The following is a 20731-nucleotide window of genomic DNA, read 5'->3' as shown; positions in this document are numbered from 1 at the left end:
ATTCAGGGAAGGGCACATCATGAGCCGCATCATTGCAGGGGCCGCCGGTGGAATCAGTCTCAAGTCTGTTCCCGGGAACGCCACCCGGCCCACAACCGACCGGGTTAAGGAGGCCTTGTTCTCTCGGCTGGAAAGCTGGGGTGTCTTGCAGTCCGCGCGCGTATTGGATCTGTTTGCCGGCTCCGGGGCACTGGGCTGCGAGGCCGCCAGCCGCGGGGCTCGCAACGTCCTCCTGGTTGAAAAAGCGCTCAAGGCAGCGGCGGTGTGTCAGCAAAACGCCGGAGCCATTAACCGCGTCCTAAAAGCCGAAACCATCCACGTGCGCCGAGGCAGTGTCGATACGGTGCTGGAAGGTTTCTTTGATAACCAAACCGGGAATCCTAGCCGCACCTTTGACCTCGTGTTCTTGGACCCGCCGTATCCCTTGACGGATGACGAACTGGCGAAGACCTTGCAGAAAATCACCCGAGTTTTGGCTGATGATGCAACCGTGGTGGTAGAGCGTTCGAGCCGTTCTTCTGCGCCTCGGTGGCCCGAGGCGCTAGCGCCCTTGGCCGATAAAAAATACGGGGAAACCCATCTATGGTTTGCCGAACCGATCTAGGTCGGTTCCACTGAGCACTTCCGAAGGATGAGGCCCCGCAGTCTTCCATTCCTCGACGGTGGAGGAATTCACCGATCGATTGGTGGCGCTAAGTACGAGGTTTCCTGGATATCTCCGGCTGAACATTTCGGTCGGGGCGCTGACGGCAACGAAGTGGAAATTGGCCCGCGCGGCTGCAACCTGACTGTCCGTGAAGCGCAGCGGTGGGTCATCTCCGATGTTGACGAACAGTACGCCCTCGGGGGAGAGCCGGGAAGCCAACAGTCCATAGTAGTCCGGGGTGGTGAGATGTTCGGGGGCGTCCGGTCCGCTGAAGATGTCCAGGACGATGACATCGTAGATCTCGTTAGCCAACTCTGAAGTCAACACGCTGCGCGCATCTGCAGTGATCGTGTTTAGATGTGTTCCTGCCGGCAGGGGCAATTCTCGAAGGACGAAGTCGACAAGTTCTCGTTCGAGGTCCACGGCGACTTGTGTGCTGCCCGGGTATTGTTGCCCCGCCCACCGTGCCAGAGTCAGGGCGCCCGCTCCCAAATGCAACAAACGGAGAGGCTCGGCTGTTGGATAGAGGACTTTCATGTGGTTGGCAATACGAGCCAGGTACTCGTAGGCGATCTCGCTCGGGTGATCCATATTGACATGAGACTGCGGGGCATCGCCGATGGAGAGCACCTTGGCGCCGGCAATCAATGGATCCGTCTCGATAACGGCATGGGCTTGACGGATGCTCAGCCATTGGGAGGGATGATGTTCTGCCACAGCTCAACCCAGTTTCGTTTGCAGCGAATTCAAGCGCTCAATAGCCAACTGAAGCACTTCAGGACGTTTGCAGAACGCGAAGCGCAACAACGTCGAGCTACGTTTATCTTGCGTGTCCTTGCAGAACACCGAGAGTGGAATGGCAGCCACGCCCGCTCTCTCCGGCAGGAGACGGGCGGTATTTACCGCGTCCGTTAGCCCAAGCGGTGCAATGTCCGCTACGAGGAAGTAGGTGCCGCGAGGACGCAGGACCGTCATACCCGCTGCTTCCAGACCAACTGCCAGCTGCTCCATCCGAGCAGCTAGACCTAAAGCGAAATCAGCGAAGTAGCTGGCGGGCAGTTGCAGGGCTTGGGCAACTGCGTGCTGAAATGCTGGCCCTGAAGAGTAAGTCAAGAATTGTTTAACTGTCCTTACAGCATCGATGAGGTGCTCAGGGCCGGTGGCCCAGCCCACCTTCCACCCCGTGAAGGAGAAGGTCTTGCCTGCCGAGGAAATGGTGATGCTTCGTTCAAATCCTCCGGGCAGGGAAGCAATGGGGGTATGGGTGACCCCAAAGGTCAAGTGTTCATAGACTTCATCCGAAATGATCAGACAGTCATGCCGGTGGGCCAACTCGATAATGCGTTGTAGAACGTTGGGACTGAAGACGGCGCCGGTTGGATTGTGGGGGTTATTTAGGATGATCAATCGTGTGCGGTCGTTGATCACTGAAGCTAGCTCATCCAGATCGGGTTGGAAATCAGGTTGGCGCAGCGGCACGACCCGGTGAACCCCATTAGCCAACCCAATCGTCGCGCCGTACGAGTCATAGAAGGGCTCAAAAGTGACAACTTCGTCGCCGGGTTCCGTAAAGGCAAGGACGGAAGCCGCGATGGCTTCCGTCGCACCAGTAGTTATTACCACCTGGCTTCCGGGATCCACCGTGAGACCGTAGAACCGGTGCTGGTGCTCGGCAACTGCTTCACGCAATGCTGGAATCCCACCGCCCGGAGCGTACTGATTCGCACCGTCCGCGATTGCTTGGATGGCGATGTCGCGGATTTCTTGCGGGCCCTCGGTATCGGGGAAACCCTGACCGAGGTTAACCGCCCCATGTCTGGATGCAAGCGCGGTGATCTCTTCAAAAATGGTGCGGCCCATCTGGCCACGGGCATCAACCAGATTCGCGCCAAGTGCGGTTCGCAACCATGGGCTAGGTGTCGTCATGGGAACCATTATGCGCGGCTCTGGAACGGAATTCACACTTGCCGCGTCTTGTCTTGTTACACGCCACTAACTGAGGCTTCGGCGTTGCCTGCCGGATTCTTGATAGATTCAGACTATGCGTCGAGCCGTCTGCCCCGGATCTTTTGATCCCATCCATAATGGTCATGTAGAGATCATCGCGCGCGCCGCGAGTCTTTTTGACGAGGTAATCGTTGCCGTCTCGACGAATTATTCTAAGAAATACCTGTTCAGTGAGGAAGAACGCGTGGTCATGGTCGACGAGACTCTCGGTGGCCTGAGAGGGGTATCTGCGATGCCTATGGGCAATGGCTTGCTTGCCGATTTCTGTAAAGAACAGGGAGCGGAGGCCATTGTCAAAGGGCTGCGCAGCACTGTTGACTACGCGTACGAAATCCCGATGGCAACGATGAACCGGCACCTGACCGGAGTTGAAACGGTCTTCCTGCAGGCGGACACCCGGTATACCCATTTATCTTCCTCATTGCTCAAGGAAGTCTCGGCGTTGGGTGGAAACGTTTCAGAGTATTTTCCCCGAGCAGTTATGAAGCGGATTGCAAAGCTCTGAGTCTCCCGCAGCGTCTGGGAGGGGCAAACGCACAGGCTGCTATATTGCAGTTTCATCAACTAACAGATTGGTAGGTCTCACAGTATGAATTCTCAGCGCCGGATAACTAAAGCGGTAATACCAGCGGCCGGATTAGGAACGCGTTTCCTGCCGGCAACTAAGGCCATGCCAAAGGAAATGCTCCCTGTGGTAGATCGCCCTGCTATCCAATATGTGGTGGCTGAAGCAGTGAACGCTGGATTGAATGATGTCTTGATGATTACCGGACGTAGCAAACGTGCTCTCGAGGATCACTTTGACCGTGTTCCGGCTCTGGAGCAGACGCTGGAAGACAAGGGAGACATAGCTAAGCTTCGCAGCGTTCAAGAAGCTACGGCACTGGGAGACATCCACTACGTGCGCCAAACCGATCCGAAGGGTCTTGGGCACGCAGTGCTATGCGCGAAGAAGCATGTTGGCAACGAACCATTCGCCGTTCTTCTGGGCGACGATCTCATCGATGAGCGCGATGAGGTTCTTAACACGATGATCGAGGTTCAAGAGCGTACTGGTGGCTCGGTTATCGCACTAATGGAAGTCGATCCAAAAAACATCAGCGCATACGGGTGCGCAGATGTCACCGAGATTGACGGGGAGAGCTACGTTAAGGTCAACGGACTGGTTGAAAAACCAGCAGTGGAGGAAGCGCCTAGCAATCTGGCTGTCATCGGGCGTTACCTCCTCCACCCGCGCGTTTTCGAGGTTCTGGAGCACACGCAACCAGGGCGTGGCAACGAGATTCAGCTGACTGATGCGCTTCAGGAACTTGCCGCCGCCGATGGTGATGGTGCAGGCGTGTACGCGGTGGTGTTCCGCGGTCGCCGTTACGACACGGGTGATAAGTTGAGCTACCTGCAGGCGATCATCTCTTTGGCTGTAGAGCACGACGAACTGGGCGACGGACTGAAGCCGTGGCTTCGGGAGTTCGCTGCGAGTATGGAGAACTAGGATCTTGGAGGGGCTACTCAGCATAATCACATTTATGTTGAGTAGCCTTTTCATTTGCGGCAACGAGAGTGAAAAGTATAGTAGCTTCGCTGTGAGCAAGAAACAGCCGACAAGCGGAGTATTGGATGTCCCATAAGAGCAAGGGTGGATCTACGGAAGTCGCTTCACGTAGCGTCCGATTCGGCACCGCACGTCGTCGTCGGCGTAGAGTGCGGGCGATTGTTCTTTCTGTTGTGAGCCTGGTGCTGGTGGCGGCGCTCGGTGCAGGCTACTATCTGTTCAACCTCAGCCATAAGTTCAATTCGCAGAAAAGCACAGTTTCGATTGATTTCACGCCTGAGGAGGAAGAAGCTCGTCCAGTTAAGGATCCTGAGGACGGCTCAATGAATATTTTGCTGCTGGGCGTGGATCACAGTGACGAAGCCGACGCTGGCGCGAATTCTCTTACCGAAGCGGCCGGTCAACGCAGCGATTCAATGATGCTGGTGCATATCCCGGAAACCCGGGATGAAGTCTTCGTCATGTCGTTGGTCCGCGATACTTGGATTGAGATTCCGGGCCACGGAATGAATAAGCTCAACTCTGCGATATCCCTGGGCGGTGTCCCACTACTCATGCAGACGCTGGAAGGAACTTTTGATACGAAGATCGATCACGTTGCGATGATCGATTTTGAGGGATTCCGGGAGCTGAGCACTGCGCTAGGCGGAGTCACCGTTGATAACGACATCGCATTTACCGCTAACGATACTGATTACTACTACCCTGAAGGTTCAATTACCCTAGAAGGGGATCGGGCTCTTAGGTTTGTGCGCGAACGCAAATCCTTCACCGATGGCGATTACCAACGTGTACGGAACCAAAGGAAGTTTATTTCGGCAGCGGTCGATCAGATGTTGGCACCCGGAGTATTGACCAATCCGGCCAAGGTGTATGACCTGGTGGACAAGGTTTCTCCGTATTTGACCTTTGATGAATCTTTTGACGCTGCGACAATGGTCGGCCTAGGCATGCAACTTAAGAATGTGGGTGCAGAAGAACTTAAAATGTTCACAGTGCCCACCGCTGGAAGCTCAATCAGCCCTGATGGACAGTCAATAGAGTTAGCGAACGAGAAAGCAATCTTTCGGATCCGCGAGGCGCTACGCACCGATAAAATGAGCGAGTACCTGGCTGAGAACCCGCCCCCCGATTAATATCGAACTTTAGTGCGAGATGAGTCACTAACGCAACTCAGAGGTGATTGCGCGTCTAGATGGCGCTATCAACTAGACTTTGAGCTGTCCTAATTGACTTTACGATTAGATCTTTACGCGTTGCAAGAGGAATCGAACGAACATGACAGTTGCCGAGGTTGCCGAACAACATGGTTTGCACCGGGTAGGCGCTCGCCCATCGCTGGGCAACTATCTCAAGCAGACTTGGGAGCGGCGTACCTTTATTTATGAACTTGCGAAGGCACGCGTCCAATCCCAAAATGAGCGCAATCGTTTGGGTATGGTATGGGTTGTCCTCAAGCCAACCTTGAACGCTCTCATGTATGGATTCATTTTCGGAGTTCTGCAGGGAGGTAGTCGCCCTGCTGATTTCCCCATTTACGTAGTAATTGGCGTCTTCCTTTTCGAGTTCTTCAGCTCGTCTATGACCGGAGGAGCAAAGTCAATCACCGGCAACACTGCGCTCGTGCAGTCGCTTTCATTTCCTCGAATGTCGTTGCCCGTCGCGCAGGTTACTCAGAACTTCCTAACTCTGATGCCGATGCTCGTAGTAATGTTCCTGTATGCGGTGATTTTGGGATCGATGCCTAAGTGGAGCTGGTTTGCAATCGTCCCGATAGTTCTGCTCTTTACTGTCTTTAACATGGGTATTGCTTTCATCTGCGCGCGAATCACTGTTCACATTAGGGACTTCACCAATATCCTTCCACTGATCGGTCGCGTTCTCTTCTACACTTCTGGCGTTCTCTTCAGTGTTGATCGACTCCTGGGATCGTGGCCGTGGATGATCTCTGTCTTTGAGTATCACCCGATCTATCAGACGCTAACACTCGCCCGCTCGCTAATCATGGACAGCGTTCCGTATGAGCCCCGAGCATGGTTTGTTATCGCAGCGTGGGCGATCGGAACTCTAATATTTGGTCTCATCTTCTTCTGGAAAGCCGAGGAGCGTTACGGCCGTGTCAATTAGTTTCGATGACCTAATCAATCCGCAACTGCACCCCGAATATCAACCCGAACCTGTTTTCTCAGATGCCACGACGTTTGAGGCCAGTGAAGGGCAAGAAAAGGAGGAGCAGTCCTCCCTGGAGATCGATCCCAACCGAAACCCTGTCGTAATTGTAGACAACCTACACGTCAAGTATCAGGTCTACTCCAGCGGAAAGTCTGTGGGAAATGCCGGAGCACGTCGTCTTCTACAGACAAAGATGAGGGGACTGCGCACCGTTCACGCTCTAAAGGGGATATCGTTCGTCGCGTACGAGAACGAATCGATCGGCATTATCGGGACCAACGGGTCTGGAAAGTCCACACTTCTGCGAGCTATTACAGGATTGACTCCGCCATCTTCAGGAGCGGTGTATGCGACGTCGCGGCCGAATCTGCTAGGTGTAGGTGCTGCGTTGATTCCCGACCTTTCAGGCGATAAGAACATCACCCTCGGTGGGCTGGCACTTGGTTATGACAGACCAAAAGTGGAAGAAATGCGTGAGGACATCACTAAGTTTGCAGAGCTAGAAGAATTCATCGATCTGCCAATGCGAACTTATTCGTCTGGCATGAGTGCGCGTCTGAAATTCGCCATTGCAGCTTCCAAACAGCACGATATTTTGATCGTTGATGAAGCATTAGCTGTAGGAGATGCCAAATTCCGCAAACGCAGTGAGGCCAAAATCCGGGAAATGCGCGAGAACGCAGGAACGATCTTTCTGGTTTCCCACTCGATGGGATCGATCCGGCAAACTTGCAATCGTGTGATCTGGATTGAAAAGGGCGTGCAGAAAATGGACGGTGACCCGAATACCGTCATCAAGGCGTACGAGAAATTCAAGAAGTAGCGTATGACTAATTTTCCAGGTGTTTCATACGTCATGCCTGTGCTCAATGAGGCCAATTATTTAGTAGATGCCGTTGGTTCAATTCTTGACCAGAGCTACCCAGGGGCAAAGGAACTGATTATTGCTCTAGGGCCAAGTGTGGACGGAACCAACGAGGTCGCTCAGCGCCTTGCGGAGACAGACGAGCGTATCGTTCTCGTGCAAAATCCGGAGGGGCGAACGCCAATTGCCTTGAATCTGGCGATACGAGCCTCGAGCTATCCGGTCATCATTCGCGTCGATGCCCACAGTGAGTTGCCGGAGCATTACACGCGTCGAGGGGTCGAGACACTATTCCGGGTCCAGGCACACGATGTAGGAGGGTTGATGGACGCTCGCGGCAGAACCCCGCTACAACGCGCCATTGCGGCTGCCTATAATTCACGCTTTGGTTTTGGTGGGGCCGCGTACCATTCCGGTGCGCCCGAAGGTCCAGCCGAGTCTGCGTATCTCGGAATCTTTCGGCGCGAAGTTTTCGACGAAGTGGGTTTTTACGATGAGTCCATGCTACGAGCTCAAGATTGGGAGCTCTGCCACCGAATCAGGGAAGCGGGCTACAGAGTTTGGTTCGATCCGGAGCTGAAAGTAGGTTACTATCCGCGTGACACTTTCCGTGCTCTGGTTTCCCAGTCATTTGCCTCCGGTACCTGGAGAGCGGAAATTGCTCGCCGATACCGCGATGGAAAATCATTGCGTCATGTAATACCGCCGCTGATGGTAGTCGGTGTAACCGCTGGCGTCGTCGCAAACTTAATGCGGCCCATGGTCAAAAGATCGGGGCCGTCCAGCGCGAGGCGTTTTTTGAACTTGGTTTCTGCTGCTCCCTATGTTTACGGAGGACTAGCTGTATGTGAGGGAATGCGAGGCCAGGCCCCAAGAACGAGTGAAAGGCTTCTCACAGGGGCGGTATTCCCGGCCATTCACTTTCCCTGGGCTCTTGGGTATGTGCGCGGACTGCTTCTCGGTGCGGGAAACACTGTTGATAGAGGCAGAGTGAACCATGGACGTTGAGCGACCAAAGAATCCAACGCTCGAGCAACTGCGCGAGATTTGTCAGCCGCCTGAGGTCCGCTCGCGGCGGAATGCTGAACATTGGACCGCCGAACTGTACCTTCGGCATGTCTCCATCTATCTAACCGCTGTTTTAGTGCGCACTCGAATTACGGCCAACGGAGTCACCGGCCTGATGATTCTCGCTGGGTGGAGCATGTCATTGGCGCTCCTGATCCCCGGCGTATGGGGGCCGGTTTTGGCACTCTTGCTGTCGCAGTTGCAGCTTTACTTTGATTGCTCGGATGGTGAGGTAGCCCGTTGGAGATCGAGTCAGTCTCCCAAAGGCATCTTTATTGACATGGTCGGCCATCACACTACCGAAGCCTTCATTCCCCTTGCGTTAGGGTATCGAGCATTCCGGGAACTTTCTGCTAATGGAACGACAATCTCCCAGGCGTGGCCCACTCTATTCATGGCAGCGTGTTTGGCCGTACTACTCGTATTGAACCGCTCTCAATCGTTGATGGTTCATGCCGCACGTGGAATGGCTGGGTTAGGCAAGCTGCCTGATACCGCTGAAGCGCGAGCGGTACCGACAACCAGTCTCATCGGTCGGCTGCGTGCCATGGCCAAATTTCTCCCTTTTCATAAGCTATTGCACGCTGTGGAGCTTAGCTTGATCATACTCTTTAGCGCCGTGGTGTCAGCCTTTCTCGGCCAACCGGGGTTGGGGGAGAAATGGGTGATTTGGATCCTTCTGCCAGCCACATTCCTAGTGAACATTGGGCACTTCATCTCTTCAATGGCGTCTTCACGCCTTAAGTAGAAAAGCCTAAAACAACTATGAGTCGTGAGGGGAACGTGATGCATGCAGTGCCACCGTCGGTGGGGGTAGTTATTCTGACTATGGGGAGGAGACCAGCCGAATTACAGCGTGCACTCAACTCTCTTCTTAGCCAAAAAGGCGTAAATATCGATGCGGTGGTGGTGGGAAATGGATGGGACCCTGAAAGAATCCCCGCCTCGATCAGGACTCTTTTCCTTCCAGAGAATCTGGGAATTCCGGCCGGACGTAACGCCGGTGTACCGATGGTCTCAGGCGAATTCCTATGCTTCCTTGATGATGATTCCTGGTTCCTTGAAGATAATTTTCTAACCTCAGCCATTGAACGATTCCGCCTCCATCCGGGCATGGGGCTACTACAGCCTAGAATCACCGACCCAGAACGTGACGATGATCCTACACGTTGGATTCCGCGCTTGAACAAGCGATCTGCTGAAGTACCGAGCAAGGTATTCCACGTCGGAGAAACGTGCCTAGTTATGCCCCGCGAGGTCTTCGAAGAAACCGGAGGATGGGCGGGTGGCTTCTGGTACGCCCACGAGGGCATCGAATTAGCATGGCGTGTTTGGGACACGGGTAGATACGCGTGGTATGCGGGCGATATGAGAATCGGGCATCCCGTGGTCGATCCTCGGAGACACGACGAATTTTACCGCCTGAACGCGCGCAACCGCGTCTGGCTGGCGCGCCGCAACCTGCCCCTGCCGTTCCGCTGGCTGTACACCGTGGACTGGGCAATGGTGGAATGTCTACGGCTCGGTCGGAACAAGTCGGCTGTGCGCCAGTACCTCTCCGGTTGGAAGGCTGGTTGGAAAGGCAGCCCCTGGTACCAGCAGCCGCGCAGGAAAATTCGCTGGGCCACGATCCTGCGCATGAGCGTGGCCGGTCGCCCACCGCTCATCTGATTTAGCGTTTGCGAGCGCACCGACTAGATTGGGAGAATCAGCCGCGATGTCTGAAAGGCGAACCTAAAATGAAAACCGTATTAACTTACGGGACCTTCGACCTGTTCCACATCGGCCACTTAAACATGCTCAAACGGCTGAAGGAAAAAGGCGAACGGCTCATTGTGGGAGTCTCCACCGACGAGTTCAACGCCCTAAAAGGCAAACGACCGATCGTGCCCTTCGAGCAGCGTATCGAGATCGTGCGCTCCATCCGTTACGTCGACGAGGCCATCCCTGAAATGACATGGGGTCAGAAGCGCACCGATATCGCCAAATACGACGTGAACGTCTTCGGTATCGGCGAGGACTGGAAGGGCCGCTTCGACGACCTTGAGGATCTAGTGGAGGTCTTCTACCTGCCACGCACTTCGGGGATATCCACCACTGAGATGAAGCGCGTGCTCAGCGAGTTTGATGAACGCCATGTGGAGTCGCTAAAGAACACCCTTGATACGCTGAGCCAGATCGTCAAGGAGCTGAGCTAGCCGTGCTGAGGTTGACGGGATCCATTCATCCCACGGCGGTCGCATCCGATCCGGACTAGAACAGGTAGGTACTCGAAATGCTAGCAGGATGGCGGGGGAAGATCGGGCGCAACCTGCCCGAGCCGCTGGTACGCCGCATACTTGGAGCGACCCTAAAAGTCGCCCCAGGGGCGAGAGGGCAAACCATCACTCAGTTGCGTGAGAACGCCGAACGGGACTCAACAGCGCTCGCAGCGGAGCTCGGTATTGAATTCGACCGCGCCGCGCCGGGCCTGCCGTTCACAATTCATACAGCGAACTGGGAACGGCTACATCACGCGTTGGCAGCCGCCGGGCTACGAGTTCAACGGTTGCACGACGCCCACTCCAATGCTGCCGCGGCGGCCTGGAGCGTCTGCACCTCTGCCGCTCCAACCGGAGGAATCGCTGACCTACGCGGATGCGGTGCCGTCTGGCAGGTTTTCCCTGGGGGCTTGGAAGCGCTGGTTGACGCGCAGGATTTCAACGGGACGGTAGACGCAGTCTATACCTGGGTGGATGCTAACGACCCCGTCTGGTACGGCTCTTACCAGCAGCAGCTGCGAGCCGCGGCCCGTCCAGCAGGGGACAGTGCAGTAAACCTGGCCCGATTCGCATCCCGTGACGAGTTGCGCTATTCGCTGCGCTCCCTTGAGATGAACCTGCCTTGGATCGACAAGATCTACCTGGTCACCGCTGGCCAACGCCCCGCTTGGCTGGCCGAGGAGCACCCCCGGCTAAACGTTGTGGATCACCGCGAAATCTTCAGCAACCCTGACCAATGTCTGCCCACCTTCAATTCGCACGCCATCGAATCGCAACTGGCGAACATCCCGGGGCTCAGTGAGCACTTCCTCTACGTCAATGACGACGTGTTCTTTGGACGGTATCTGCACCCTAACACCTTCTTCGGTCCCGTGGGGCAGGCCAAGTACTGCCTCACAAAGGGACACTTTGCCGAAGCCGAGGATCTCGGTCTGCCGATCAACCAAGCTGCGGCCAACAACCGGCAAGTCATCCTGGAGCACTTCGGCCGCACAACCTCGCGCAAGTTCCAGCACGTTGCGCATCCACAGCGCTTAGATGTTCACCGCCGCATCCACAAAGACCTCGGGTCGAGAATCGCGGAGATCGCCACTCATGATTTCCGCGCGGCGACCGACTTGTCTATCCCTTCCTCGCTGGCACACCAGTATGCCGCGCGACTGGGCATGGGTTACCCCACATCGGTCAAATACCAGTATGTGGACATCGGGACGGACAGCTTCCACCTGGACATGCTGCGTCTTGCCCGTAATAGCGGTCTGGACATGTTCTGTATAAACGAGGTTCTATCAGCTGCCGACCCCAATCGGCGTTCACACGTCGTGAGTGAATTTTTGAGTGCCAGCTTCCCGATCGCTTCATCTTTCGAGAAGTAGTTTTAGCGGTTTCGACACCAAATACTTCTGTGTCATCGGCTCGTCGCCAGCTAAACAGTAGTAATTTTCTGCCTCGATAGCCATGATGGTGCTCATCCATTCCATTTGATGGTGATGGTTGTGGTATCCGTCTGAAAGGGACTCCTGTCAGGCAGTTCTTTGATGAGGTAGACCTCTTGGAAGAAGCGGCCGGCCTTTTGTGGCCCTTCTCGGCCGAGGGCGTAGGGCAGCGATGGCGATGATCTAATTTCTGGGCGTGCCGTGAGACAGTAAAAAGTCGAGGTCTTCACGAGAATGGAGGTTCCTACACACTCCATTTCGAAAGACCTCGACGTTGTCCCATACTGCTCTTTACCCCTTCGGATCTGACCACGTTCGGGTCTGGTGCAGGAGTAGGTGACATCGAACGTAGCTAGCCGAGGAGGCTGGCATGAACGGGTGCCGCTATGCCTAAGCTCTTCCCCCAAGGAGTTCGGCGATGACGTCGTGCGCGTCGCGATGAACCGCGAGGCCGGCGTCTGGTTGCGCAGGTCGCGAAAGAGTTCGGCGTCCATGTTAGAACCCTGGACAAATGGCTGTAAGAGGCCCGCATCGAGTCTGGCGAGCAGCCTGGCCAGACGAAGTCAGAGTCCGCGGAACCGCGCGAGCTGCGCAAACGCAACCGGCTCCTCGAGCAAGAGGTAGAAGTCCTGCGCCGCGCGAGGGTGTATCTGTGACCGGCTCATCTGCGGGGAAAATGATGTACCCGCTCGTGACCGAGCGCGCCGAAGACGCAATCCCCCGTCGCGGTGTCGTGCCGGGTACTCAAGCTCGCCCGCCCGCCGTATTACCGCTGGAAGAAGAATCCCATCACGCGGCGCGAACCCGACGAGGCGTACCGCGCAAACGCGTTGTCCGACGCTCATCGCGAGGACCCCGAGTTCGGGTACCGGCTCCTGGCTGACGAGGCCCGCGTTGAGTATGGCGAAGTCATGTCAGACTGAACCGCGTGGCGGATTGCCTCGTCGAATGGCTGGTGGAGCGTGTTCGGGAAGAAGCGCGGCAAGAACGGCAAGAAGCCCGGCCCCGCCGTTCACGACGGCCTCTGCGTCGTCATCGACGAGGACGGTCGTGAACGCCATCAGTTCGTCGCAGACAGTGCGAACCAGCCCTGGCTGGCCGATATCACTGAGCATAAAACCGCGGAAGGTAAGCTGTATCTCTGTGCGGTGAAGGACGCCTTCAGTGGCAGGATTGTCGGCTACTGGATTGACTCAAAGATGAAAGCCTCGCTTGCCGTGCGCGCCTTCCGAAACGCTATGGCCAGACGCGGCAACGTGAAGGGTTGCATCGTCCATTCCGGTCGAGGATTGCAATTTCGAAGCAGGAAACTGCGTCGCGAGCTCGCCTGCAATAATCACGTCGGGTCTATGGGAAGAGTCGCGTCGTGCGGTGACAATGCGGCGATCGAATCGTTCTTCAGTCTGTTGCAGAAGAACGTGCTGGACCGGCGTTCGTGGGCCTCGTGCGAAGAGCTGCGCATCGCGATCCTGACGTGGATCGAGCGGACGTATCACCGGCGTTGTCGTTAGGCTCGGTTGGGGCGTTTGACTCCGATCGAGTTCGAGACCGTGATGAGCAAGGACCTGGCCCTCGCGGCCTAACAGGAACTGACACTTCCTCCCGCACCAGACCCGTGTGAGTCAAGCCGTGACATGTAGGCACCAGATTGCCAGTGAATATTCGGAACTGCCAAGACACCGAAGTGAAAGTGGATCCTTGTATCGGTGGTATTGAAGCTTAGACGCTCTACTTTTCAGATCAGGTCTCCTTTTGGCTGTTGAGGAGGTAATTATCGTAAGACTACCGGGGCTAACGCCTTAGGTCCTTCTGGAAGCGCTAACCGATAACCCTCCAGTTTCTTGCTCACATAGAGTAGTACTAAAATGAACTATAGGGCAGCAAAGCCGCTTGAAGGGTCATGTTCTCTGTCTTGGAGGGGTCAAGAAGAAATTGGATAAAAAACAAACAGGAGATGAGTGCTTTCAGATCAAAGACTACTCGTGGTCGTCGACAGGAAGACTCAGTTTCTTGCTTGTAAACTGCGGGAATATCATTGATCCGAGTCAAACTACAGTTTCTCTCTTGAGCAACAACAAGACAAGACATTCGATCCGCGTGGTAGACGTCCTGCAACACGGTTTGCATTGCGAGGTAGAGGTCCCGGATCGGGTGAAATGTAGAATCGTCGTTCGAGTCTCCTCGGGGCAAACGTTACCTGTCGCACTGCCTGACGCCCTTGCTAGTTCTCAAAGCGGTTTGTCTGGTCGAATTTTACAGGTTCTCCGTGGCAGGTTCGGTAACCCTCAATGGATATACAGAACGGCAAAAAGTAGCCAGCCAGCCAAAATATCTGTGACAACACACAGTGGTTCAGTCGAAATTGAGGAAAACGCTAACGAATTTCGTCAGCTTGTCTTCAGACGTCGCGGCGGGAAAGAAGTAGCTAAAGGAAATGTTATTGCCAGCGGGGCGAGTTCGTTCGCGATAAATGAATTTGAGCCGCTACTGACTCTATTTCCCGACGGAGAATCGCTTTGGGACTGCGGGTATGGCTTAGCGAAAGATTCGCGTCTTAGCTACTCAGGTAAAGTATCTTCAGAACCTAGAAAGAATCTCATATATCCCTGGTTCTGGATGGCAAATGACCTAGCCGTGGTCAAAGCCAAAGTGTACTGGACAAAGGATGCTCACCTGGCAATGAAAGTCGTTAAGAAGGGAATACGAAAAGCGTGAAGATCTCATTTTTGTTGACTACTGGGGATACCAGTGCAGGAACCGAACACGCAATTCAGTCACAAATCCTGGGTTTGCTTCAGTACGGCCATGAAGTATCAGTGCATAGCGTTTACCACACAAACGGCCGTCTTAGAAGAAGTTTACCTGACGATGTGAAGGTCACGTACTGGGTCGATCGCAACGGTTTGGATCTTACAGGAAGCATTTCTGAAGAACAGGCCTATCGCCTTAGTCAAGAACCCTCATCACTAGTACCCGAGGCGTGGGACGACCAATTTACCAAGCTTAGCGATATCATATGTCAATATAAAATTCGCGAGATTCATGAAGAAATTGTTGTAACCACGACTCCTGCTCTCGCAATGTTAGCGTCGTATTTTCTTCCAACCAGTACGGTGATCGTTGCTCAAGAACACCGCGCGAGCATGCAACGCGGGATTGGGATAACTCCTCTTGCGAATGTCGCACATGACCTTGACGCGGTAATTTCCCTCAACAACGAAAATGCCGAGTGGATTAAGGATCGCTTTCCGGAGTCCGGTTTCGTAAATGCAGTTATTCCCAATTCGATTCCTGACACATTCAGGCCTCGTTCTTCACCTGAGTCCCACGTGATTATGGCTGCTGGCCGTTTTGCCCCAGGAAAACAATTCGATCAACTGATAGAAGCATTTTCAATATTTAAGGACGACCATCCCGGATGGACTCTACGGTTGTTTGGTGAAGGAAAGGGAGAAAATAAGCTTCGCGAACTAGTAGGCAATCTTAATCTACATGATTCTGTAGAAATTATCACAGGGGTCAGTGATCTCACAGCGGAGTGGGCTGAAGCAGGAATTCACGCGATGACGTCTCGGAGCGAGGGACAACCTCTAGTTATCTTGGAGGCTTCAGCAGCGGGAGTCCCTACAGTAGCCTACGACTGTCCGATAGGTCCCAGGAACATGATTACTCACGGTAAGGATGGGTTCCTGGTGCCCCTGAATAATGTGGCCGCGTTCGCTGAGACTTTGGGAGACCTGGCCTCGGACGTTGAACTTCGCGCTCGAATGTCCCTCAGATCAATCGAGACAGCAAAGCATTACTCTCCTAGTAGGATCAATGAAAAGTGGGTCCGGTTGTATGAGCGTCTGCTTCGCCGACGCAGTCCAAACGACACGCGCGCAGAGGTTAACCTTGCCAAGATTCATCATCCAGTTGAGACTCCGGCGGAAACGGACACGGGAGTACTTCTTCCTCGTAGCCACGAAATGGATTCGGAACGAGCTTTCTCAGTCCCCTTTGTAGAACCCAATGAATTATCAGCTGATAAATCTCGATCAACCAACCGTTGCTTCGTTCAAGCGATTTTGAGAGAATCTGGGATACCAGCCGTCGAAATACCTACTTACGGGTATTATCGATCTGCTTTCGCCATTCGAGAAGAGGACCGGAACGCTTTTGTTCACTCTTTAGCTCACTCGGAAGAAGCCGGACTCTGTGTGCGACCGATGGCAGGAAACTCTCGACTGTCTAAGGAGGATTGGCATCCATCATACGATTCTCTGTCTGATTATTTACTTTCTACAGCAAATGTATTCCGTATATTTTTTCCCGTCTCTGATGAAGTTCGGCGGTTTACATTCGGTTCTGTTTTTGCAGTAGATGTCGAAATATGGGCGAATAGCTCTGACGTCTACTTTCCACCCCGAAACAACCGTGGAGTTGACCGGTTGTTCGAGCAGGACTTTCTGCGTGGCAGAGTGTTACTAGATGCCTCGATATGGGATGATATCAACTTTCCTATTGATGTCGTATACACTTGGGTCGACGATAGTGACGAGGGCTGGCGTCAATCCAAGAGTGAATACGAGACAAGAGAATTAGACAGCCACCCTTTGGCCTCCGGCAGCATGCGCTTTAAGAATAGAGATGAACTTCGGTATTCGGTTCGAAGTGTTCGTGCGTTTATGCCCTGGGTGCGTAATATCTATATCGTAACTGCAGACCAGTTTCCGCAATGGCTTTCCGAAGAGTCAGATATTCGCGTAGTCACACACAAACAAATATTTCCCGATAACTCTGTATTGCCTGTGTTTAACTCGCATGCAATCGAGGCTTCTTTGCACCGAATCGAAGGTTTGTCCGAGCATTTCTTGTACATGAATGACGATACGTTACTATTGCGAATGCAGGATCCTGGAACTTACTTCCATGCTAATGGAACCGCCAAGTTCTTCATGTCTTCTGTTACGATCGATACTCGTTCAGAGGACGTTGAACCTCATATGTGGGCAGCGCAAAATAACCGCAGAATATTATTGCAAGACTTCGGCAAGGTCATCACGCGAGGAATGCTTCATACGCCGCATCCACACCGAAAATCAGTCCTCGAAAGGATTGAGTCACAGTATCCGCAAATCTTTGCTGCCGTGAGGGCATCAAGATTTCGAAGTCCAAACGATATTTCATTGTTGTCATCTTTTGCGCAGTACTACGGTTATTTTGTTCGTGAGTATATTCCCGGAAGTATTCGTTATGCCTTTTGCTCAAGGTCGGACGCAAAGATCGAAGCTAAGCTATCCATGCTGCAACGCAGCGAACGATTTGACGTTGTTACCTTCGGCGAAGGGGAGAGCTCCATATATACAGATGAGCAATTAGATCACATGGTTGATCAATTTCTACGCAGTCGTTTCCCTTATCCATCTCCCGATGAAATAGTTCTACTATCCGGAGGTGACTCCGAATGAGTAGGATCAAGTTGCTACAGGAACGCGCTCACACCGTAGGCTCTCGTCTAAAGCGAGGCTTCAATTCTCGGCTCAGTGAAAAAAAAGCATCGCTACGTTCAATAAGCATTAAATGCTCTTCCGCTGAGGCGCGGAATTTCAAAAGTCTGCTCAGACTCCCTGTAGGCTATCGAGTAGGTACTATCGATGCTGATCTATCGCTGCCTCGAGCCGCTGCGGACAATTTGAGATTCTTAGAAGCACGTTTGCAGAAGACATCGCTTCCGTACTGGTCTTTGAATATTAAACCGTGGTCTCTCCCCCAACTTAACCTGTTAGAAGACGACTTTGATTCTTTTCTTGAGACTTTAAAGAATGATGCTGAATTCAGTTCTTGGTATTACAAGCCGATTCTTGAGAATGGAACGACTAGTCCGTCCACGGGGTTAGTGCAAGATCTCAAACAAGATTCTAAAGTTTTCTGTGGTATTCGGCTGTTCAGATATATAGCTCCTGCTGCTAATTCCTCCTTCTGCGCTACAGAAGCACAGGGGATCGATTTAGTAAGATGGGAGGTTCGAAGCGATGAACTTGTGCTTTTGAGCAGAGCTTGGAATTCCAAGTGTGTGGAACTACCGAATCCTGCGATCGACGAGGACGTCTTTTCGGCCACGGTTGCACTGGCCAACAGTGCGACAGGTCATCATGTAGATTTCCCCGTGGATGCCGTTATTACTTGGGTGGACGGGAATGATTCAAAATGGATGGACCGGAAGAACGAAGCTCTCGCCTCGGAGGGGAAGGCTCTAGTTCAGGATGCCACAAGTGTAGCAAGATTCGAACCACTTGATGAGTTGAGGTATTGTCTTCGATCGATTGAGCAGTACGCTCCGTGGATCCGAAAAATTTTTCTTGTAACCGATCAGCAGGTCCCGCATTGGCTATTCGTTGACGAAAATGACAAGCTAACCGTAATCGACCACAAGGATATCTGGAAGGATGATGGAGTGCTTCCTGTGTTTAATTCTCATGCAATTGAAGCAAACCTTCATCGAATTCCTGGTCTAAGTGATCATTTCTTATATTTTAATGATGACATGATACTTACAGCTCCGCTTTCGCCTGATAACTTTTTTCACCCCAGTGGGGTATCGAAGGTTTTCTATTCGAAGGCGTTGGTAGATTTTTCGCCCGTATCGACTGGCGATAATGTTTCTACAGTTGCTTCTAAAAATGCGAGGTCTGTCCTTACATCCATCGGACTGCCCGCCATGAATAGAAAGTTCTTTCATACGCCCTATCCGCTCAGGCGCAGCATTCTCGAGGAGCTGGAGCTGTTATTTCCGGAGCTTATTTCACAGGTGAGCGCGAATAAATTCCGCTCCATGGAGGATATTGCTCTTGCTGGTTCTTTCTATTTCAATTACTGCTTGGCTAAGGGGCAAGCGGTTCCTGGAAAGATCCGGTATGACTATATTGATCCGGCTGATCCGGCTGCTCTTCGGCGGCTTGATCGCATTATAAGAACAAGGCGAACGCAATGCGTTGTGATCAACGACGGATCTCAAGCTCTGAACTTACAAGAGCGTGAGCTAGTGAAGAAAGCCATTCCTCAGCGTCTCTCGCAACTATTACCAGTCAAGTCCTCTTTCGAGCGTTAGCATGTAGGAGTTGGATCCTCTCTGGTAGTTAAATTTTGTTCCTACAGAACTCGTGGGCTAAGATGAAATGTCGGTCTATGTTCAATAGGAGTTATCATCAGCGAAAAGCGTTCTGATCGGTCGCCACACGGTGAGCCTGATCGCAGCTCGCCTCTGGTTATTTCAACCAAGGAGCTTGGACGGGCGCCCGGAGCAATGACAACGATCGTTGAGCAAGTACCCGCGCCCGCTGAAGTGGGCGTGGCGCTCATTGGTGTTCGTGAAGGATCCGAGGTTTCCTTGGACCTGCGGCTCGAATCCGTACATGAGGGTGTTCTGGTTTCTGGTGTAGCCACCGTGGAAATCGCCGGTGAATGCGGCCGGTGCCTGACGCCCATCGAGTATGATTATGATGCCGATATTCAGGAGCTCTTCTACTATGAAGAGAATGCCGAAATCGAGCAAGACGATGAAGTAGACCAGTACTGGGTTGTCGATGATCTCATCGACCTTGACCCGGTACTGCGGAATGCAGTGGTGACCGCCCTGCCGTTCCAGCCGGTATGCCGGGAAGATTGTTTAGGGCTTTGCAGCGAATGTGGCAAGAACCTTAACGAGGATCCTGGGCATCACCATGAGGTCCTTGATCCTCGTTGGGCAGCGCTTGCGCAGCTGGCCGACATAGTCGCAGAAGATGCGACACAAAGTAAAACGTCAGACGAGAGAGAAGAGAAGTAGTCGTGGCTGTTCCAAAGCGGAAGATGTCCCGTGCGAATACTCGTGCCCGCCGTTCTCAGTGGAAGGCTACCGCACCGAACCTGGTGAAGACCGTTGAAAACGGTCGAGTCACCTACAGCCTGCCGCACCAGGCCAAGGTCGTTACCGACTCGGCCGGTACCGAGCTGTTCCTTGAGTACAAGGGTCGCAAGGTCGCAGACGTCTAAATATGTCTTCTGAAGAAGAACTTCTGAAGCGTCTCGGGGTCACTATTGACCCCGAGACGCTTCGTCTTGCTTTAACCCATCGTTCCTACGCCTATGAAAACGGCGGGATTCCCACCAATGAGCGTCTAGAGTTCTTGGGCGACTCCATCCTGGGCTTCAGCATCGCCGAGTATCTCTACGATGAGCTGCCTCACCTGCCGGAAGGGGACCTCGCGAAGCGCCGCGCGGCTGTCGTCAGCACTCGCGCGTTGGCTACGGTTGGCCGGCAACTCGCGCTGGGCCAGCACATCTACCTGGGTCGTGGTGAGAAGCAGTCCAACGGGGCAAACAAGTCCTCGATTTTGGCCGATACCATGGAAGCCATTTTTGGCGCCGTGTACCTCAACCACGGGATGGATATTGCCAAGGAGCTCATCCTGCGTTTGGTGACGCCGATGCTTGAGGATGGTGAACTCCTCGGAGCTGCCACTGACTGGAAGACGGTCATCCAGGAAGAAGCAGCTGGCGGCAAACTCGGGGACGTGCTCTATGAAGTCACGGGAACCGGCCCGGACCACGCCCGCAGCTATACCGCCACTTTGTGGATTGGGGAACGCGAGCTGGGCCAGGGGCAGGGGCCCTCCAAGAAGGAAGCGGAACAGGAAGCCGCCAGGGCTAGTTGGAAGCTAATGCATCCCAATCAGACCTTGCCACAGCTCTAAGGATCGCCAC

At 53.6% G+C, this 20731-nt stretch carries 19 protein-coding genes and 1 pseudogene; 18 read left to right on the top strand and 2 right to left on the bottom strand.

Going from position 1 to position 20731, the window contains the following annotated elements; all coding sequences use genetic code 11:
* The first annotated feature begins 19 nt into the window (after positions 1–19).
* On the top strand, positions 20–604 hold the full coding sequence (gene rsmD / locus RCJ92_RS02565) for a 16S rRNA (guanine(966)-N(2))-methyltransferase RsmD (protein WP_446753692.1): 585 nt from the start codon (positions 20–22) through the stop codon (positions 602–604).
* On the opposite strand, the gene RCJ92_RS02560 is transcribed toward rsmD, so the two are convergent.
* Entirely contained in the window at positions 581–1363 is a 783-nt protein-coding gene (locus RCJ92_RS02560) for a spermidine synthase (RefSeq protein WP_446753691.1), read from the bottom strand. The genes rsmD and RCJ92_RS02560 overlap by 24 nt on opposite strands.
* 3 nt (positions 1364–1366) lie before the next feature.
* The gene (locus RCJ92_RS02555) at positions 1367–2572 is read right to left on the bottom strand and encodes an aminotransferase class I/II-fold pyridoxal phosphate-dependent enzyme (RefSeq protein ID WP_446753690.1); all 1206 of its coding nucleotides are present in this window, start codon (positions 2570–2572) and stop codon (positions 1367–1369) included.
* Between the two features lie 115 nt (positions 2573–2687).
* Here RCJ92_RS02555 and coaD point away from each other — a divergent pair, with 115 nt between their 5' ends.
* From coaD to rnc, 17 genes and pseudogenes are all read left to right on the top strand, one after another.
* Complete coding sequence (coaD, locus tag RCJ92_RS02550) at positions 2688–3158, top strand: pantetheine-phosphate adenylyltransferase (RefSeq protein WP_446753689.1); 471 nt, start codon at positions 2688–2690, stop codon at positions 3156–3158.
* Positions 3159–3242: 84 nt separating this feature from the next.
* Positions 3243–4145, top strand: a complete 903-nt coding sequence (gene galU / locus RCJ92_RS02545) for a UTP--glucose-1-phosphate uridylyltransferase GalU (protein WP_446753688.1) — start codon at positions 3243–3245, stop codon at positions 4143–4145.
* Positions 4146–4378: 233 nt separating this feature from the next.
* Positions 4379–5341 carry an LCP family protein gene (locus RCJ92_RS02540; RefSeq protein ID WP_446753687.1) on the top strand — a complete coding sequence of 321 codons (963 nt, stop codon included), beginning with the start codon at positions 4379–4381 and terminating at the stop codon, positions 5339–5341.
* Positions 5342–5483: 142 nt separating this feature from the next.
* Positions 5484–6332: an ABC transporter permease gene (locus RCJ92_RS02535; protein ID WP_054820473.1), complete on the top strand. Its 849-nt coding sequence runs from the start codon at positions 5484–5486 to the stop codon at positions 6330–6332.
* A complete protein-coding gene (locus tag RCJ92_RS02530; RefSeq protein ID WP_246049812.1) occupies positions 6322–7200 on the top strand; it encodes an ABC transporter ATP-binding protein in 879 nt (292 codons plus the stop codon). The genes RCJ92_RS02535 and RCJ92_RS02530 overlap by 11 nt, the downstream gene beginning before the upstream one ends.
* Positions 7201–7203: 3 nt before the next feature.
* Entirely contained in the window at positions 7204–8250 is a 1047-nt protein-coding gene (locus tag RCJ92_RS02525) for a glycosyltransferase family 2 protein (protein ID WP_446753686.1), read from the top strand.
* A complete protein-coding gene (locus tag RCJ92_RS02520) occupies positions 8240–9058 on the top strand; it encodes a CDP-alcohol phosphatidyltransferase family protein (protein ID WP_446753685.1) in 819 nt (272 codons plus the stop codon). The genes RCJ92_RS02525 and RCJ92_RS02520 overlap by 11 nt, the downstream gene beginning before the upstream one ends.
* Before the next feature lie 38 nt (positions 9059–9096).
* Complete coding sequence (locus RCJ92_RS02515; RefSeq protein WP_446753715.1) at positions 9097–9981, top strand: glycosyltransferase family 2 protein; 885 nt, start codon at positions 9097–9099, stop codon at positions 9979–9981.
* 68 nt (positions 9982–10049) lie between these two features.
* Entirely contained in the window at positions 10050–10508 is a 459-nt protein-coding gene (locus tag RCJ92_RS02510; protein ID WP_446753684.1) for an adenylyltransferase/cytidyltransferase family protein, read from the top strand.
* Positions 10509–10702: 194 nt separating this feature from the next.
* Positions 10703–11947 carry a stealth conserved region 3 domain-containing protein gene (locus tag RCJ92_RS02505; protein ID WP_446753683.1) on the top strand — a complete coding sequence of 415 codons (1245 nt, stop codon included), beginning with the start codon at positions 10703–10705 and terminating at the stop codon, positions 11945–11947.
* Positions 11948–12453: 506 nt separating this feature from the next.
* A pseudogene (locus tag RCJ92_RS02500) lies at positions 12454–13590 on the top strand (IS3 family transposase); the annotation flags it as partial.
* Positions 13591–14071: 481 nt separating this feature from the next.
* Entirely contained in the window at positions 14072–14722 is a 651-nt protein-coding gene (locus RCJ92_RS02495; protein WP_446753682.1) for a hypothetical protein, read from the top strand.
* Complete coding sequence (locus RCJ92_RS02490; RefSeq protein WP_446753681.1) at positions 14719–17457, top strand: stealth conserved region 3 domain-containing protein; 2739 nt, start codon at positions 14719–14721, stop codon at positions 17455–17457. The genes RCJ92_RS02495 and RCJ92_RS02490 overlap by 4 nt, the downstream gene beginning before the upstream one ends.
* Complete coding sequence (locus RCJ92_RS02485) at positions 17454–19097, top strand: stealth conserved region 3 domain-containing protein (protein ID WP_446753680.1); 1644 nt, start codon at positions 17454–17456, stop codon at positions 19095–19097. Before RCJ92_RS02490 ends, RCJ92_RS02485 begins: the two co-directional genes overlap by 4 nt.
* A gap of 195 nt (positions 19098–19292) precedes the next feature.
* Positions 19293–19814, top strand: a complete 522-nt coding sequence (locus RCJ92_RS02480; RefSeq protein WP_446753679.1) for a YceD family protein — start codon at positions 19293–19295, stop codon at positions 19812–19814.
* A gap of 2 nt (positions 19815–19816) precedes the next feature.
* The gene (gene rpmF, locus RCJ92_RS02475; protein WP_013348816.1) at positions 19817–20020 is read left to right on the top strand and encodes a 50S ribosomal protein L32; all 204 of its coding nucleotides are present in this window, start codon (positions 19817–19819) and stop codon (positions 20018–20020) included.
* A 2-nt stretch (positions 20021–20022) separates the two neighbouring features.
* Positions 20023–20721, top strand: coding sequence for a ribonuclease III (rnc, locus tag RCJ92_RS02470; protein ID WP_446753678.1), 699 nt, complete (start codon positions 20023–20025; stop codon positions 20719–20721).
* Positions 20722–20731: the final 10 nt, after the last annotated feature.

The organism is Glutamicibacter sp. BSL13, assembly GCF_052928425.1.
This window is presented reverse-complemented; position numbering and strand designations above follow the sequence as displayed.